This window comes from Streptomyces sp. NPDC043861, assembly GCF_056435905.1.
In genome coordinates this window covers 35464-51883 of the sequence record NZ_JBWKDP010000007.1, presented here as the reverse complement: position 1 = coordinate 51883, position 16420 = coordinate 35464, and the positions used below count along the sequence as shown (strand labels likewise).

Genomic DNA, 16420 nt, shown 5'->3' with positions numbered 1-16420 from the left:
CCTTGCCGGCCAGGGCTTGGGGTCGGGCCGTGCCGGGTACATCGGAACGCACTCGGCGACGTCTGACCATGCGCGAACACGCCCATGATTCACGGAAGTTGCACGAGAACGCTCACAGGGCACCGCGGCGCCGCGTCGCCGACTGCGGATCGCCGGGTCAGCCACGCCACCCGCACAGACATCCCCGGTCCGAGTCCGGGCCGGGGATGCTAGCCGACCGCGGGCCGGAGAGATCGGCCCGGCATCACCCGCAGCGCGCCGTGACTCGCCTTCGGGATATTTCGTTCCTGCTGCGACGGCCTGGCCTCACGCACTCCAGTCACGTCACCCGGGGAGGCCCCCGCGCCGTCCGCCGGGCCACGCAGGTTCCCACTGATGTCCCGCCCTGCCACCGGCTTGAACGAGTTGAGGGCGTTGCGCTTGGCCTGCGACGATGCGCACATGAGTGAACACACCAGGGACGAACTCCTGGCTGCAGCAGTCCGGTTCCGTCAGCAAGGAGATCCCAAGCAGGCCCGTGGGCGACTGCTGGATCTGGCCGCCGATCACCCCGACGACGCCGAAGTGGCGTACCAGACGGCCTGGACCCATGATGTGCTGGGTCTGGAAGCCGAAGCCGTCCCCTTCTACGAGCGCAGCCTCAGCGGATCCGGGCTGTCGAGTGAGGATCGCCGCGGCGCTCTCCTGGGCCTGGGCAGCACCTACCGGATCCTCGGCCAGTACCCGAATGCGGTCACCACCCTCCGCCAGGGCGTGGCGGAGTTTCCCGACGACGGCGCCTTGCAGACCTTCCTCGCCATGGCCCTGTTCAACACGGACCGCCACCACGAAGCCATGCAGATCCTTCTCACCCTGCTCGCCACCACCAGTGAGGACCCCCAGGTGCGCCAGTACCAACGAGCCATCAAGCACTACGCCCAAGACCTCAACGAGACCGTCTGACACCTGTCGGCCCGGATCCTTCCGGCTGTCGTCCCGGCACATCCGGCTGCCCAGGGCCGAAAACACCTGACACGCAGGACATCCGCTCAGGGCTCCGGCAGGGCACCCAGTGAGCGGACGGGCCCGTGGACGCCCCGGCTCCGTAGGTCGCGGCGGGACTCGCCGTACAGGACACACATCAGCGGCTGTTCCTGTCCGGAGCTCGTCATGGCGCCGTCCGCAGGAAGGCCCGTACGCCCCCGCGCAGCCCCACGTTCCGCACGAGCGAGGGCACCCACCAACCGGGTGCCCGGTGCCCGCCCGAGGTACTCCCGGGGGCGGATGTCGGGTTCCGGCGGCCGTATCGGATGATGTGCTCATGAAAACCCAGCGGGCCGGATACGGCCTGTTCGCCGCTCTCCTCGCCCTGACACTGCTGACCAGTGGCGCGATCATCGCGACATTCACCTTCGCCCGTGACGACCGCAGGCACCCGTCCGGGGCCGAGGCCAGGACCGTCGGAGGCCATGGCGGTGCGGCAGCGCAGGCGGTGGGAACGGACGGCTGGACCGGGACCTGGTCCGCCGCCCCCGGGAAGGCCGCAGCAGCCCCCGCCGGCGGATACTCCGTGCGCAACGTCGTCCACACCAGTCTCGGCGGCAGCCAGGCCAGAATCACCCTCTCCAATCTCTTCGGGACCGAGCCCCTGCACATAGGCCACGCTTCCGTCGCCGTTGCCGCGGACGGCGCCGCCGCGGTGCCCGGCACCCTGCAGGAGGTGCTGTTCGCCGGGCGCCCGTCCGTCGTCGTGCCTCCGGGCGGGCACGTAGTCGGCGACCCCACGGCCCTTCCGGTTCCCGAGGACGGGCATCTGCTGATCACGGTCCACGTCCCCGCACCCGGCGTAGTCACGCTGCACGCGCGCGCACGGCAGACCTCCTACCTTGCCGCGGGTGACAGGACGCAGGACACCGATTGGGTCGCCGACTCGCGGCCCATCTCGTCCTGGCACTACCTGACGGCCGTCGACGTCCGCAATCCGGCCGCCCGGGGCACGGTGGTCGCCATCGGTGACTCGCTCACCGACGGCGCCGGTTCCACCCCGGACGCGGACCGCCGCTGGACTGACCATCTGGCCGGCCGGCTGCGCGCGGGCCGCTGGGGCTACGGAGTCGTCAACCAGGGCATCAGCGGCAACCGCGTTCTCCGCGACGGCACCGGCCCGAGCGCGCTGGCCCGCTTCGAGCGCGACGTACTGGACCGGCCCGGCGCCCGGGTCGTCGTGATTGCGCTGGGCATCAACGACGTCATCCGCCCGCCCGGCCCGGCGGAGCCGGAAGCGGTCACGGCCGCGCTGCGGAGGCTCGCGCACCAGGCACGGGCCCACGGACTGCGAGTCGTCGGGGCGACGCTCATGCCCTTCGAGGGGCATCGCCGCCACACCCCGGCTCTGGAAGCCGTGCGGCAGGAGGTCAATGCGGCGATCCGCGCCGGCACGGTCTTCGACGCCGTCCTCGACTTCGACCGGGCGCTTCGAGACCCGTACTCCCCGGACCGGCTCGATCCTGCGTACGACTCCGGTGACCACCTCCACCTGAACGACGCGGGGTACGCGCGGATGGCGCGGAGCGTCGATCTCTCCGTATTGATCGGCGAACGCTCGGCCGCCCGGCTCTGACAGTGCTCGGCCCCCCGCCCGGTGCGGTCGGCTCATGATCTCGAACCCTGCGGCCGCCGGCACCGGCTCCGCCCCCGTGGCCGAAGCGGAAGGCGAGCCCGCAGCGGCCGCCCGCCGACATGCGCTGTGCACGGGCGTGCACTGCGGCAGTGGCTCGTGGAGGCGAAGCAGTGTCAGAAGCAGACAAAGGCCTGCTCCTGACACTGTGCAACAGCGAATTCGGCGAAGGGTTCGGACCCCGGCTGCCGGCCGACATGCCCGTGGACGGGAAGGCCGGGCTGCCGCTCGCGGCAGAATCCGGCCGCCCTGTCCCTATGGCGCCTCAGGGCCCGAAACTCGGCCGTACTCGTGCACCACTTGGATGGTGCCGACGATGTGGTCATTGAACTCGTCAAGCTCCTCGGCCGGCACCCACAGCTCGAGAATCGTCCGCCCGCCCGCCTGTTGGACGGGGTACCGGCTCAAGAAGTCCGACTCGACCTCGAATCGCGTGACGAAGCCGGCGCCGTCGTGCTTGACGTTCCAGTCCCTCGCGATCTTGATCGCGTAGTCCTCATTGAGAACGGGGTAGAAGATCGGCTGCTCGGGCAGCCGAGGCGGCCAGGCACGCCAGTTCAGCTCCCGGACCAGCTCCAGTTCCTTGGGACCGGTGGGGCGCCACAGGGTCGTTGTCAAACGCCGGCTGGTCATGGGAAGCACTCTCTGGACGGGGCCGGCCTTCGGAACAGCTGGTCGGGAGACCGGAGGATACCCACCGCACAACCGCAACGGCCACAGGGTTTCCCGGAGTCGGCCCTACGGCTGACCGGCCGTGCCTCACGACCATGCTCCTTCCGTGGCGGCACAGCTGTCCGGCTGTCCCGGGTCGTCGGCCTCCCCCACACGGTTCGTCATCGGCCGCGATTCGGCCCGGCGCCGACCGCGACGCCCAGGCAGACTCCATCGGTGGCGGACCACCTGGTGATCCTCGGGCGGCACTCGCGTCGTCCTGGCCGACGTCAGAAGCTCGTGAGGATGACGAGTTGCCGGGTCGCTCGGGTCATCGCGACATATCGGTCGACCGCTCCTTCGACACCCGTGCCGAACGTCTCCGGGTCGATGAGAACGACCAGGTCGAACTCGAGCCCCTTCGACAGCTCCGGGGTCAGCGACCGCACGCGGGACGTCGCCCTGAACGTGGGATCGCCGATGACACAGGCGATCCCGTCGGCATGCGCATCGAGCCAGGTGCCGAGCACCGAGTCCAGATCCGCGACAGATCCGTGTACGACGGGCACGCCACTGCTGCGGATGGAGGTCGGCACATTGGCGTCGGGAAGCGCGGCCCTGATGACCGGTTCGGCTTCCGCCATGGCCTCTTCCGGCGTCCGGTAGTTGATGCTCAGTGAGGCAACGTTGATCCGGTCCAGCCCGATCCGCTCGAGCCGTTCCTGCCACGACTCCGTGAACCCGTGCCTGGCCTGGGCGCGGTCGCCGACAATGGTGAAGCTCCGGGACGGGCAGCGGAGCAGCAGCATCTGCCACTCCGCGTCGGTCAGTTCCTGGGCCTCGTCCACGACGATGTGCGCGAACGGGCCGGCGAGCCGGTCCGGGTCGGCGCCGGGCAGGGCGTTCTCGTCGATCAGGCTGTTCTGCAGGTCCTGTCCGCGCAGCATCGTCACCGCACCTTCACCGTCGTCATCGGCCTCGAGCAGGTCGTCGATGACGTTGGACATGCGCTCGCGTTCGGCGGCAACAGCGGCGTTGTGACGACGCTTTCGTCGTGCCTCCTCCGGGTCGCCGAGCCGCTGCCGTGCCGCGTCCAGGAGCGGCAGGTCGGACACCGTCCAGGCCTGGGCGTCCTCGCGCTGCAGCTTCCGAACGTCATCGCGGCTGAGCCAGGGGGCGCACATCCGCAGGTAGGCGGGTACGGACCACAGGTCTCCGACGAGGTCAGCCGCTTCGAGCAGGGGCCACGCCCGACAGAGAGCCGTGATGAGCTCTCTGTTCGCCAGCAGCGACCGCCGGAACAGGTCGGGCGGGACATCGCCGCCGTGCTTGTCCATCAGGATCGTGAGCAGCTCCTCCCAGATCCGGTCGCGTGCTTCGTTGTGCGGAGTACCTGGTTCCGGCGCTTCGAACGCCTCGGCCCAATCGTCGGCGCTCAGCCAGATGTCGGACCAGTGGGTGGACACCGTCATCCCCTCGGTGGGCGGCTCCTCGTAGAACCTGACGGCCGTCTCGATCGCCTTCACCAGGTTCGCGGACGACTTCAGGAGGGCCACCTCCGGGTCGGTCTCGATCGCCGCACCGGCGCCCTCGGATACGAGGTCCCGCACGGTGCAGGTCTGCACACCCTCCTCTCCGAGGCTGGGCAGGACATCAGCGACGTAGGCCAGGTAGTGCTGGTGCGGACCGACGAACAGCACGCCGCCGCGACGGTGACCGAGGCGAGGATCGGAGTAGAGGAGGTGGGCGGAGCGGTGCAGAGCAACGACGGTCTTGCCCGTACCCGGACCGCCGTCGACGACGAGAGCGCCGCGGGAATCCGCGCGGATGATGGCGTCCTGGTCGGCCTGGATGGTGCCGAGTACGTCTCGCATCCGGGGCGACCGGCTGCTGCCCAGGCTGGCGATGAAGGCGGATTGGTCGTCGAGCGCGGCGTGCCCTTCAAATCCGTCGGCGGTGAACACCTCGTCCCAGTAGTCGCCGATCCGGCCGCGGGACCAGCGATACCTGCGGCGGCTTGCCAGACCCATCGGGTTGGCGTGCGTCGCGGCGAAGAACGGCTCGGCCGCGGGCGAGCGCCAGTCGATCAGCAGCCGACGCCCCGCGCCGTCGGTCAGGCCGAGCCGTCCGATGTACAAGGGCTCGGCGTCGTCCGCGCTGACGATGCGTCCGAGGCACAGGTCCAGACCGAAGCGATGCAGGGTGCGCAGGCGAGCGGTCAGCCGGTGGATCTCCATGTCGCGGTCCATCGCCTCCCGGCCCAGACCACCGGGCGCCCTGCGCAGGTCGTCGAGGCGGCCGGACAGTTCGGCGATCGCCTGCTCAAGGCTCTCCGCGAGGGCCGCGAAGTGAACCTCGTCGCCCGCGATCAGCGTCGGGCCGGCCTTGGGGGAAAGATGGTCGGGGAGGTCGAACGCGCTGGTGGTCAGGGAGGTCATGTCATCAGCTCCGATCCGAGGTCGCGCCCGAGAAGCCCAGCGGCGCGCACATCCGCGCCTCGGCGCCACGCGCCCACGGTCGCTGCGCGATTCCCACCCCGGGTTCGACGTCACCGAATGACCCACGAACCGACAACAGCACACCCACGTTGTACATCACTCATTTCCTCAGGTTCTGGCTTCGAGCAGCGATTCTGAGGCACAACCCGGGTCTTGCCGCAAGCCCCCCGGTGCGCTATATGTTGAGAGTGGCAAGGGGTTGGGTGCTGCCATGTGCCTTTGCCGTCCGCCGTGGACGGGCCGGCCCTTCGCGGAACAGCAACACGCTGCGTGCGGACATTTCTTCGGCCCAGGAGGATCTCCCATGGGCCTGCGTACGGCCGCCAAACGGGAAGTTCTCACCCTCTTCAGCAGGTCGGCTGGAACATCGTCGAGAAGCCCCCAGAGCTACGGCCGGCAGGCACGCTGGCGCCGCGGGCCACACGTGCCTCGGTGTCGGATGGCGCGTCCCGATTGATCACTGGGTTCGCTAACCACCTGACGTGCTGGCGGCCTTCGCGCTGAACGTAGGTGTTCCATCCAAGGGAACACCTACGTTCAGCGCGAAGGCCGTGAGAAGGCGCCGATGCAGCCGCCTCGTCCACTGACGAGAGGGGCCGGCTCACGGCGTCGCAACCCAATGCGAGCTCCGCACAGCCGTGGCCGACGGCCAGTGGGTACGGACCGGGCTGCGAAGCCCTGGCCGCGATGCCGCTGAGCGGGCTGTCGGGCACAGCCTTTCGCCAGGTGTGCGGTCGCGGAGGCCGAAGGGCCTTCGGAGCCCAATGACCAGTGCATACGCCTGCGCTCAGCCACCAGAGCCGCCGCAGTCATCCGACAACTTGACCGGTCGCGTCGACATCGTCCTCGGCCGGCACGGCTCCAGCGTGGAAACAGGTCTCGGATACGTGGCGCAGCCCGGTGAAAGGTGCACACTCGACTCGACCCTGTCGAACGGAGGGCTGCGGGAACCGTGGATCTGGAAAGCGTGGCGAACGAGCTGTACGGGCTGTGGCCACAGGACTTCACCGAAGCCCGCGCTGCGTACGCGGCCGCCGCGCGCAGGGAGAAGAACCGGGGACTGGCAACCCGGATCACTGCGCTGCGGCGACCGACGCTCGCAGCCTGGGCGAGCAATCTCCTCGTCCGTGCCCGGCCCGAGCAGACCGCCGACTTTCTGCGGCTCGGCGAGGGCCTGCGCCAGGCACACGAACAGCTCGACCCCGAACAGCTTCGCGAACTGAGCAGACAGCGGCACCGTCTCGTCGCCGAACTCGCCCGACAGGCCCGCCAGCTCACTGCCGACACCGGCCACACCATCAGCGACGACGTTCAGCATGAGGTCGAAGCGACCCTGCACGCGGCCCTGGCCGACCCGCAGGCCGCGCGCGACTGGTCCTCGGGGCGGCTCGTCAAGGCGCTCACTCCACCTGTCGGCTTCACTGCGACCGCCGTCGCCGGTGCGGCACCCAGACCCTCGGCCACCTTGCCTCCAACACCCGACCGCGCCGTGGAAAAGCGCCGACACAGCGCGGAACAACAGCACCGAGACGGCGAAGAACGCCGCAAGAGGCTCACCCAGGCACGCCACGATGCAACGGCAGCGGATCAGGAGGCCGGACAACGGGAGACCGAACGCCACCAGGCACAAGCCGAGTGCCGGCAGGCCGAAGCGGCCCTGCAGAAAGCCGAGCAGCGGACCACCGCCCTGGCCGAGGAACTCGCCTCGGCCGAACGGGCGCAGGCCGCGGCCCGCAGCGCTCTCGAGGAGGCACGGCAACGGGCACGTGAAGCCGACCGCATCGCCCGAAAGGCGCGCCGTGACGCAGAGGCCGCCCGGACCCGAGCCGAGCGCCTGCAGTCGGACCCGTGATCCGGCGCCCAGGGGGCGCCCCCGGCGCACACGGCCCATCGAGGCAACGAAGTGGCGCCACCGGGTAGTGCAACGGACATGCCGCCGACCGTGAGCACCGTGGTCCTGGTCCCGCCCTCCCCGGCAGGCTGCGCGTCGCACCCCGGTTGCCACCACGTCCACCCCCGTACCGGAAGCTCGTCCACGTCCGCCCCAGGAGCGAGCAGGGCCGAATCGCGACGACGGCTCCGCGAGCACCGGGCTCTGAGACTGTCGTGACATCGTGGGACAGCTCCCGGGCAAACCCCGCAAAGCCGCACGTCGGAGAGTCTCGTCAAGGGCCCGCAGGCGTGCCGTCCCCGGCCTAGCCCGGCCCCCGGTGCAAAGCGCCCGGGTCCGGACGGGCAACATGACCACCGTGCACCGCTGCTCGTCCAAGAACCGTGACCGTGTCCTCGCCCTCGTCCTGGCAGCTGCTGCCGCTGTCGTGTTCGCCTGGGGAACCGGTGCCACTCCGTGGCCGTCCTCTCCCGCCCGGCCCAGCGGCATGCTCGGAGACCTGGCGCGCATGGCGGGCTGTACACCCACGCTCGTTGCCGACGAGGCGGGATACGAGGTGGCGTCGTGCTCGGACGGCAGCGCGCGCTATGTCCTGGCCACATTCACGAGCGACCGGGCACGGAGCGAATGGATCACGGATACGCTCCCGGCCGACGTGACGTACCTGTCCGGCAAGGACTGGATCGCCTACGGCACAGGGAGCACGGTACGCAGCCTGCACACCAGACTCGGCGGCCGCATCCTCACCGTGAAGCGCTAGGGTCTTTCGTTCGGATCGGGCTGGATCAGTGAGCGTGCCGGGGCACGCGAGCCCGGCAGGATCCAAACGAGCGGCCCTGGTGTCCTGAGTCGGAGTTCGCCGTCAGCAGGGCGCAACCGTCCGGGGCTGTCGTCGGCGGCCTTCCTCCGGATGAAGGAGCGTGGCCGTCCGCTCCCGTCGTGCGCGGAACAGACGTAACCCTTGCTGCCGCTGCTCGTTGAGCCATCCGGTCAAGCGAAGTGCACAGCAAGACCCCGGGACGTCACAGCTGCTGCCCGGGGTCTTGTGCTGTCGGCATGCGCCCGCCTCCGTCACCCATGGAAGGAGGGCTTCGAGCGGCCGGGTGACGAACGATCGCGAGGCTCACCACTTCCTGCACCTCGGGTGTCGTCCAAGGACAGGTCGACCGCATCATTCTGTGGAATCAGCGATGTCAATCCGTGCGCTTGTGCATCACGTCGAGGTAGTGACGGTCACGGTGCGGCACCTGGTTGTCCCGTCCCGGCAGGCTGAAGACCGCGCAGACATCGGCGGGCTGGGTACGGATGCTCGACTGCCTGCCGAAGGTGAGGGTGTCGTTGACCGCATGCCGGCAGCCTGCGCTGTCGAGGGCAGCGACCAGTTCCTCGCGGAGGACGGTGGCCTCGAACGACTCGGAATCGGGCAGGACGAGCGGCGGGAGCGCGGCGGTCGAACCGGGCCAGAGGCTGATCCGGATTCCGCTGACGACTCGCTGAGTGATCACCAGCCCAAGCCCGTCCCAGGAATACGGATAGCCGTCGATATCGGGCCCCATCAGGATGTGGGCGGGGTGCGGGCGCCCCGGGCCGAGGAGGTCTTCGGCCTCAGCCAGGGACATTCCGCAGTTCAGGGGCCCGAGCCGGCCGGTGCGGGAGAAGTCGACGAGTACGTCCATCAAGGTCACGACAGTGACAGTGGCACTTCCCCGGGCCGGTCCGCACGTCGATATCGGCGCGGCACCGCTCTTGCGCCGCCTTGCCGGACGGCGACGAGTGGCTGCGCCGGATTGCGGCCGCGTCGGCTTCGCGCTGTGGCGCAGACGGGTACGCCTCGCCTGGGCCGACCGACAGGGTTCCGGCCGGCAGCGCTGCTGGCCAGCGGCTCCGGCGGCAGGCAGGCTTCGAGCACCGCCCGCGCGTACGCCAGGTTCTTCCCGCTCTCGTCCGTCCTCACGGACCACTCGTACCCGGCCCGCCACGGGATCGGGTACGCCCGCAGTGCCTCCGGCAGCAGTGGGGGTCTCGTCGGCGGTGGTCACGCGGTGCTCCCGGACCCTACTCGATCGATTCCCGGATCTCGTCCGGCAGCCCTTCCACGGCGGCCAGCCGCAGCAGAGCCGCGCGGCTCTCGGGGAGGGACACGGTGCTGCGCAGCGCCGAAACAGCCTTCTCGGCGGCCAGCCCCCGCACGGCGTACTGCTCGGCGAGCTCCGGGAACCAGGACCGCAACAGGTCGAGGTCATCCATGAGGCCGCACCACTCCAGGGTCTTCTCGACGATCCACCCGGTGACCCGCCGTGTCCAGACCTCCTGGAAGTCCGTGGTGTCGAGGCCTTGCCGGGCGCACTCGGCCTCGGCGGCGGCCATCTGCCCGGCCGTGACCTGCCGGACGTCCTCGACGTGGTGAAGCAATACGGGCCAGATGTAGATCCAGTCGGGTACTTCCTCGTCGTCGGTGAAGTACTTCTCGTCGCCGAACCCGAGGAACGGCGGCTCGGGGACGGCGAGCGGTGCCGTCGGCAGCGCAGCTTCGAGGATGCCGCGAGCGAGCGCGACGAGCTCGTCGTTCTCGTCGTCGGGCCACTGGCCCCAGTCGAACGGCATGGCTCGGATCGGCGCCGGCAGCAGTGGCGTTTCGTCTGCGGTCACGAGACTCCTAGGTACTCCATCGCGCTCTTCGGATCGTTCATCCTGCCGGAGTCGATTGCCGCTCGCTTGTCGGCGTCGCTCTTGGCGTTCCAGGCATCGTCCATGGCCTTCATCTGCTGCGGGGTGAAGTCCTGTCCAGAGATACGGACGTTGAGGCCGTTCTCCGCGAAGGTCCGGGCCGGTGTGCCCGGAGGGGCATCGCCGTTCTTGGGCTTCTGGTAACCATCGAAGATCTTGTGCCAGTCCTTCTGCTGCTCGATCTCGTAGCGGGCCACCCTCGGCGGGGTCGCGCCGTCCTCCTTGGCCCAGTCGGCGAGCCGCTTGGCCTGGTCCGGAACCGAGTACTTCGTGGCGGCGTTGGCCGTGTTCTTGACCTCAACCACGTGGATGTTGCCGTCCTTGCCTTTGTAGATCACGTCGATGTCGTCGACGCCCCTGACATCGACAGGCCCATCGCCGAAGTCCACGCTCTTTCGGCCCTTGCTGCCGCCGACAGCCCCGTACACCTTGGTGCCTTCGGCGGCCTCCTGGGTCGCCCGCTGGGCGGCTCGGACCTCCGCCATGCCCTCGGCCAGACCGTGTCGGTTGTTGGCACGGAGAACCGTGCCTGCGAGCGAGCCTCGGGTATCCCTGTCGATGCCGTCCTTGTTCTTGAGCATCGCGTCGAGTTCCTTCAGCACGGAGGCCAGTTCCTCCTTGCTGTACTCACCCTTGCGATGGTCAGGGTCGTCCTTCGCCTTCGAAACGAGTCGATCGATCGCCTTCGAATCGAGGACGATCTTTTCCTTCCTGGGTGTCTTCTGCGAGTCCTTGAGGTCGGCAAGCGTCTGCTTGATTTGGTCCGCCATGTCGCCGAGCTCCGCCGCGTCGGCCGCCCTGTCCGCCTCGTCGGCCTGCTTCTGCGCGTCGCGGGCGTTGTCCGACTCCGCGCCCGTGCACAGCTCGGGGCCGTCCTCCGCGACGTAGGCCACCGGCACCGCCGCCGGTGCGGCCGCGAGGACGGCGCTGCCGCTGCCGGGTCCGCCGATGAGGCGCGGGGCGCCTCCGCCGTACGGGACGAGACGCGCACCGCCGAGGGCGGTGAGCTTGCACTCGCCCGCCTCCTCGACCTTCTCCTTCGCGTCGTCGGCGATCTCCTGGGCGTCGTCCGCTGCGTCCCGGGCGCCCTTGGCGTCGCCCGAGTCCGCGGCCTTGCGGGCGCGGCCGGTCGCGTCCTTGGCCTTGTCGACGGCCTCGGTGACGGCCCCTGCGATCTTGCCGAGGCGGCCGAGCTTGCCCAGCTTGGCGGCGGCCTTGGCCTCGCCGTAACCGGGGATGAACAGCGAGCCGACGTTCCACAGGACGTTGCTGACCGCCTGGGTCTCCTCACCCCGGTTCCAGCTCTCGCGCACCTCGTCGCCGATGAACATGTCGTCCAGCGGCTTCAGGGCGACATCGACACCGCTGCCGCCCCAGTCGGTGAGCGCGTCCCAGTACTCGCCCTTGTCCCACTTGTCGCCGGCGTCCTCGGTGCCCTTGCTCCAGGTGTCGCCGAGCACCTTGCCGTAGTCCACCAGACCCGTGACGCTGTCGATCGGGTGCATGATCGTGTCCCAGGCGTCGGTGACGTCGCCCCACAAACCGTCGACGAAGATGCCCTCCCCGACCTGGCCGAGCTGGTCGAGCGTGCACCCCCAGAAGCCGGAGCACTCCTCCTTCTTGTCGCCGCCGTCCTCCTGGCCGGCATCGTCCTTCGTCGCCCTGCCGTCGCCGATCGGCTCGTACGGGTCCGTCGGGTCGCCGCCCTCGTCGTCCTCGGAGCCGGGCGGGCCGTCGCCGGGGACGCCCTGGGTGTTATCGCCGGACTGCCCGTCCGGATCCGTGCTGCCCGTGCCACCCGTGCCACCCGTGCTGCCACCGGTCGCGCCCCCGCCGTCCGCGCCGTTGCCCGTGCTGCCGTCCGTGCCCTCGCCCGTGGAACCATCCGCACCGTCGCCCGTGGAACCGTCCGCACCGTCGCCCGCCTGGGTCGTCTCACCGCCGTCGTCGGCCGGGCAGGACTGGCCGACCAGGGAGCAGATGGCCTCCTTGAGGCCGCCGGAGATCCGTCCGCCGACGCCGCTCAGCAGCAGCGTGGTGATGATGGCGACGACCAGCACGATCAGGCCGGTGTACTCCACCGCCGACTGACCCCGGTCCCGACGCCAGGTGATCATGTGCGCGAGGGAGAACGGCGGCCTCTCCTGCCGATGGGACGGCGCCGAACCGAACCATTCCCGCGTGTCCTTCATGCACAGGAAGACCAGGATCATGATGGGCAGCAGGAGTTGGGTCAGGCCCTGGAGCGAGCCCTCCCGCATGTTGGCCAGGCCGCCGGATATCAGCCACGCCTGTACGGCGATCAGCCCCCAGCGGATCCGGTTGCCGCCCGTCCAGGCCCGGCGTGCGAGCAGCCAGCCGACGACGCCGGGCGCTGCTCCGTGCAGGAGGGTTCCGAGCACCAGACCGCGCAGCGCGCCCACTTGGGCGGCGGAGAGCAGCAGGCCGAGGCCTCCCACGATCGTCGCCCCGAACAGGACGTACACAAGCCAGCGTGCGACGACCAGTTGCTGAGGCATGGCGCGTCGCGCGACTCCGCCCGCTCCGGCGACATCAACGTAGAAGGACATGCTCGCCCACCCCCCGAATGGCCGAGAATAGATCATCTGCGCGAGTGCCACATGGGCCCCTGGACCCAAATCCGGCCCCAGTTCCGGCATTTCGGGTTCTTCCAGGCTGCGCTACGGGTGACCCCGGCCGAAGTGATCAGCCCCCTCCTCCCAGGCGCCGCCGCTCGCCGTCGACCGCAGGCCCTGAAGCTCCGGACGGCAAGCATCGCGGCGAGGCTGTCGGAAGTGCGGATGACGCATGGCCGACGTCGAGGCCGGACACCGTGGCGATCCTCTTGGCCTCGTGCCATGCGGGCGGTGTGACGGCCATGGCGCGCCGGGACCGGTGAATGCAGGGCGCGGGAGCTCGGTGCGCTTAGAAAAGGAGGCCGGCACCGCCGAGGAGATTGACGGGTGTGATGGCTGAACATGGCAGGCCGTGCGAGGCAGCCGGCCCCCGGTTCCCCGAGCGCAGGCGGATGCTGGGGCTTGCAGCGGCTGCGTTCGTCCCGACTGTTCGCTGGTCAGGCAATCCGCCCGACCCGGCGCCGCACACGGGCGGCTGTTCCGGTGGGACACCGCAGGTGTGTGGGCTCGATGTGCCGGCCGAGAACGCCCGGCCGGGCAACGCTGACTGGCGAATCGTCCGGGCGGGTGCGCCTCGTTCCATCGAGGGCTTCGCCGAGCGCGTGAGCGTGCGTCCGGGTGAGCCCGTTGCCCTGCGCGTCTCGACGACGGCGGCGGCCTACACCGTTTCGGCGTACAGGATGGGCTGGTATCGCGGAGAGATGGCTCGTCTGGTCTGGCGCTCGGGCAGCCTTCCGGGCAGGGCCCAGCCCTCCGCGCTGATGGAGGCCGGGACGAGAACGATGTACTGCGACTGGCAACGGACGGTGGAACTGGACACCTCCGGCTGGCCGGAGGGCTGCTATCTGCTCCGGCTGGACGCCGAGAACGCAGAGGGTCAGCGCTATGTGCCGCTGACCCTCCGGTCCGCCTCGGCTGCGGGCCGGATGCTGGTGGTCAACTCGGTCGCCACCTGGCAGGCGTACAACCGGTGGGGCGGCATCGACCTCTACAAGGGCACCGATGGCAAGAAGCAGTCGCGTTCGCTCGCCGTGTCCTTCGACCGCCCCTACGCCGGCGGCAACGGCGCCGGCCAGTACCTCGTCTACGAGGCACCGCTCGTTGCGCTTGCGGAACGCATGGGGCTGCCCCTCGCGTACGCCACCGGAGTGGACGTGGCCCGCGAGCCGCACCTCCTCGACGGTGCCGTGGCCATGCTGTCGCTGGGACACGACGAGTACTGGAGCCCGGAACAGCGGCGGCACGTGACGGCGGCGCGCGACGGCGGGATGAACCTGGCCGTCCTGGGCGCCAACTGCTGCTACCGCCGCATTCGCTTCGAGGCATCCGATCCGGGTGCGGACCGGATCGTGGTCTGCTACAAGGACGACTACGCCAAGGACCCCGGCTTCCGGCGCGGGTTGCCACCGACCAACGACTACCGGCTGCGGCCCGCACCCGACCCGGAGAGCGCGCTCCTGGGAGTCATCTACGACGGCTACCCAGTGGACGCACCGCTCGTGGTCGCCCGCCCGGACCACTGGCTTCTCGAGGGCACCGGTGTGCGGCCGGGCGACTCCTTCCCCCATCTGGTGGGCGTTGAGTTCGACCGAGTCGACCCGACGCGCCCGACACCTCGGCCGGCCGAGATCCTGGCGCACTCGCCGGTGGTGTGCAAGGGGCGGCCTTCTCATGCGGACATGGCCTACTGCTCCCTGCCGGGAGGGGCGGGCCTCTTCGCCACGGGTACCATGCGCTGGGTCGAGGCGCTGAAGGCGACCGGACGGGCACGGAGCGGGGTGAACCACGGGCTGGACGGACGCGCGGGGCAGTTCGCCCGCACCGTGACGGCCAACGTCCTGCAGGCGTTCGCGCAGGGACCGGTGGGGAAGGCCAGGCCTGCGTTGGACAACGTGGGTGACTACTACGGCCAGGACAGCGCGCCGATCGGCGCATAGCACGCACCGCCCCTCCACTGCCGCTAACGTCACACACATTCCCTTATGTCCCTTTTGGGGGTATGTGATGCGTCGGCTCACCGTCGGACTGGCCCTGCTCTCCAGCCTGGCTTCCTGGCCCTGGCTCGGCGCACAGGCCGACTCCGGTGGGGACGAACCCACAGGCCGGGACAGCGGCCGCGGCACGAACATCCTGATTGTCGGCGTCGACAGCCGTTCCGGTCTGTCGGCTGCCGAGAAGCGCCGCCTTCACGTGGGTGGTGAAGGATGTGACTGCACCGACGTCATGATGCTCGTACACCTTTCCGAGGACCAACGGCGCGCAAGCGTCGTCTCCATTCCCCGGGACAGCTATGTCGAGTACGCCGCACCGGAAGGCGTCACCGCTCCGGCCCGCTGGGGCAAGATCAACGGCGCGTACAAGATCGGCAGAGGACCCCTGGCCGTACGCACCGTCGAAAAGGTCACAGGTCTGCGCATCGACCACTATCTCGAGACCGGCTTCACCGGCTTCGAGCAGGCCGTCAACGACCTGGGCGGCGCGACCGTGTGTACGGACAAGCCGCTCAAGGACGAGAACTCGGGCCTCGACATCACTGCGGGAACCCATCGGATCGACGGGAACGGGGCACTGCGCTATGCGCGGGCCCGGCACATCAACCGCCCAGGAGACCTCGGCAGGGTCCGCCGCCAGCAGCGCATGCTCGCCGACATGCTGGCCGGTCTGACGGCCCGAGGGGCGCTGACCGATCCCGTGAACACCGTCCGCACGGCGCACCAGTTGCTCAAGTCCGTACGCATGGACGAACGGACCGGTCTGGACGATCTTGTACGCATCGGCTGGGCCATGGGCCGACTCCCCGCGGAGCAAACGGAGTTCACCACCGTACCGATCTCGCAGTTCGACCACCGCGTGCCGGGTGTGGGCTCCACGCTCCTCTGGCACAAAGCGCGCTCCCGGGCCCTGTGGGACGCCTTGCGGGCCGACCGCGCCATCACGGCTGACGACCGCATCCTGCCCGTGCCCGAAACACGTGCCGAGACCAATCCCGCCGGAATCACCGTCCGGGTCGACCACGCCACCGTCGCCAAGGCCCTGCGGCGCAACAAGTTCGTTGTGACCGACACCTCGGCGTCCGCCCCGTCGCAACGGCCCGCAGGCCCCACCGTGATCACCTATGCGGCCGGACATGAAGCGGACGCTTCCACACTGGCCGCCGCCCTGCCCGGAGCCCGCCTGAAGGCAGTCTCCCGGCCAGACGACGTCTTCGACGTCACCGTCGGATCCGACCCCGTCGTGGTCAGGACCGTCACCTACGACCGCAACGTGGCAGAAGGCGCACCGGTCACGGCAGACCACCTCCGCTGCACCCGTCCGACAGCGCCGCGCCCTGGCCGCCACTGACGGTCCGTGCCCGGGCCCG

Annotated in this window: 11 protein-coding genes; 6 read left to right on the top strand and 5 right to left on the bottom strand. The window is 69.6% G+C overall.

Features of this window, described 5'->3' with window-relative positions; translation table 11 throughout:
- Positions 1–441: 441 nt before the first annotated feature.
- Positions 442–942, top strand: a complete 501-nt coding sequence (locus AC068D_RS17855; protein WP_478823965.1) for a tetratricopeptide repeat protein — start codon at positions 442–444, stop codon at positions 940–942.
- 358 nt (positions 943–1300) lie between these two features.
- The gene (locus AC068D_RS17850) at positions 1301–2599 is read left to right on the top strand and encodes an SGNH/GDSL hydrolase family protein (protein WP_478823964.1); all 1299 of its coding nucleotides are present in this window, start codon (positions 1301–1303) and stop codon (positions 2597–2599) included.
- Between the two features lie 312 nt (positions 2600–2911).
- Here AC068D_RS17850 and AC068D_RS17845 read toward each other — a convergent pair whose 3' ends face one another.
- Both AC068D_RS17845 and helR read right to left on the bottom strand, forming a co-directional pair.
- Entirely contained in the window at positions 2912–3289 is a 378-nt protein-coding gene (locus tag AC068D_RS17845; protein WP_478823963.1) for a hypothetical protein, read from the bottom strand.
- Positions 3290–3597: 308 nt separating this feature from the next.
- A complete protein-coding gene (helR, locus tag AC068D_RS17840) occupies positions 3598–5745 on the bottom strand; it encodes an RNA polymerase recycling motor ATPase HelR (protein WP_478823962.1) in 2148 nt (715 codons plus the stop codon).
- Between the two features lie 1012 nt (positions 5746–6757).
- On the opposite strand from helR, the gene AC068D_RS17835 reads away from it, so the two are divergent.
- Complete coding sequence (locus AC068D_RS17835; RefSeq protein WP_478823961.1) at positions 6758–7657, top strand: hypothetical protein; 900 nt, start codon at positions 6758–6760, stop codon at positions 7655–7657.
- A 388-nt stretch (positions 7658–8045) separates the two neighbouring features.
- Positions 8046–8456 carry a hypothetical protein gene (locus AC068D_RS17830; protein WP_478823960.1) on the top strand — a complete coding sequence of 137 codons (411 nt, stop codon included), beginning with the start codon at positions 8046–8048 and terminating at the stop codon, positions 8454–8456.
- Between the two features lie 433 nt (positions 8457–8889).
- Here AC068D_RS17830 and AC068D_RS17825 read toward each other — a convergent pair whose 3' ends face one another.
- From AC068D_RS17825 to AC068D_RS17815, 3 genes are all read right to left on the bottom strand, one after another.
- A complete protein-coding gene (locus AC068D_RS17825; RefSeq protein WP_478823959.1) occupies positions 8890–9381 on the bottom strand; it encodes a hypothetical protein in 492 nt (163 codons plus the stop codon).
- A 370-nt stretch (positions 9382–9751) separates the two neighbouring features.
- Positions 9752–10345 (bottom strand): hypothetical protein, encoded by a 594-nt coding sequence (locus AC068D_RS17820; protein ID WP_478823958.1) that lies wholly within the window; start codon positions 10343–10345, stop codon positions 9752–9754.
- A complete protein-coding gene (locus AC068D_RS17815) occupies positions 10342–12993 on the bottom strand; it encodes a hypothetical protein (RefSeq protein WP_478823957.1) in 2652 nt (883 codons plus the stop codon). Before AC068D_RS17815 ends, AC068D_RS17820 begins: the two co-directional genes overlap by 4 nt.
- A 578-nt stretch (positions 12994–13571) precedes the next feature.
- Between AC068D_RS17815 and AC068D_RS17810 the strand changes: the two genes are divergently transcribed.
- Positions 13572–14996 (top strand): N,N-dimethylformamidase beta subunit family domain-containing protein, encoded by a 1425-nt coding sequence (locus AC068D_RS17810; RefSeq protein WP_478823956.1) that lies wholly within the window; start codon positions 13572–13574, stop codon positions 14994–14996.
- A 67-nt stretch (positions 14997–15063) separates the two neighbouring features.
- Positions 15064–16401 carry an LCP family protein gene (locus AC068D_RS17805; protein WP_478823955.1) on the top strand — a complete coding sequence of 446 codons (1338 nt, stop codon included), beginning with the start codon at positions 15064–15066 and terminating at the stop codon, positions 16399–16401.
- Positions 16402–16420 lie beyond the last annotated feature (19 nt).

Bases quoted from the DNA above. Each gene is read 5' to 3' on its own strand.
- AC068D_RS17855 (WP_478823965.1), top strand. From the start codon at position 442: ATGAGTGAACACACCAGGGACGAACTCCTGGCTGCAGCAGTCCGGTTC.
- AC068D_RS17850 (WP_478823964.1), top strand. From the start codon at position 1,301: ATGAAAACCCAGCGGGCCGGATACGGCCTGTTCGCCGCTCTCCTCGCC.
- AC068D_RS17845 (WP_478823963.1), bottom strand. From the start codon at position 3,289: ATGACCAGCCGGCGTTTGACAACGACCCTGTGGCGCCCCACCGGTCCC.
- helR (WP_478823962.1), bottom strand. From the start codon at position 5,745: ATGACCTCCCTGACCACCAGCGCGTTCGACCTCCCCGACCATCTTTCC.
- AC068D_RS17830 (WP_478823960.1), top strand. From the start codon at position 8,046: ATGACCACCGTGCACCGCTGCTCGTCCAAGAACCGTGACCGTGTCCTC.
- AC068D_RS17815 (WP_478823957.1), bottom strand. From the start codon at position 12,993: ATGTCCTTCTACGTTGATGTCGCCGGAGCGGGCGGAGTCGCGCGACGC.
- AC068D_RS17805 (WP_478823955.1), top strand. From the start codon at position 15,064: ATGCGTCGGCTCACCGTCGGACTGGCCCTGCTCTCCAGCCTGGCTTCC.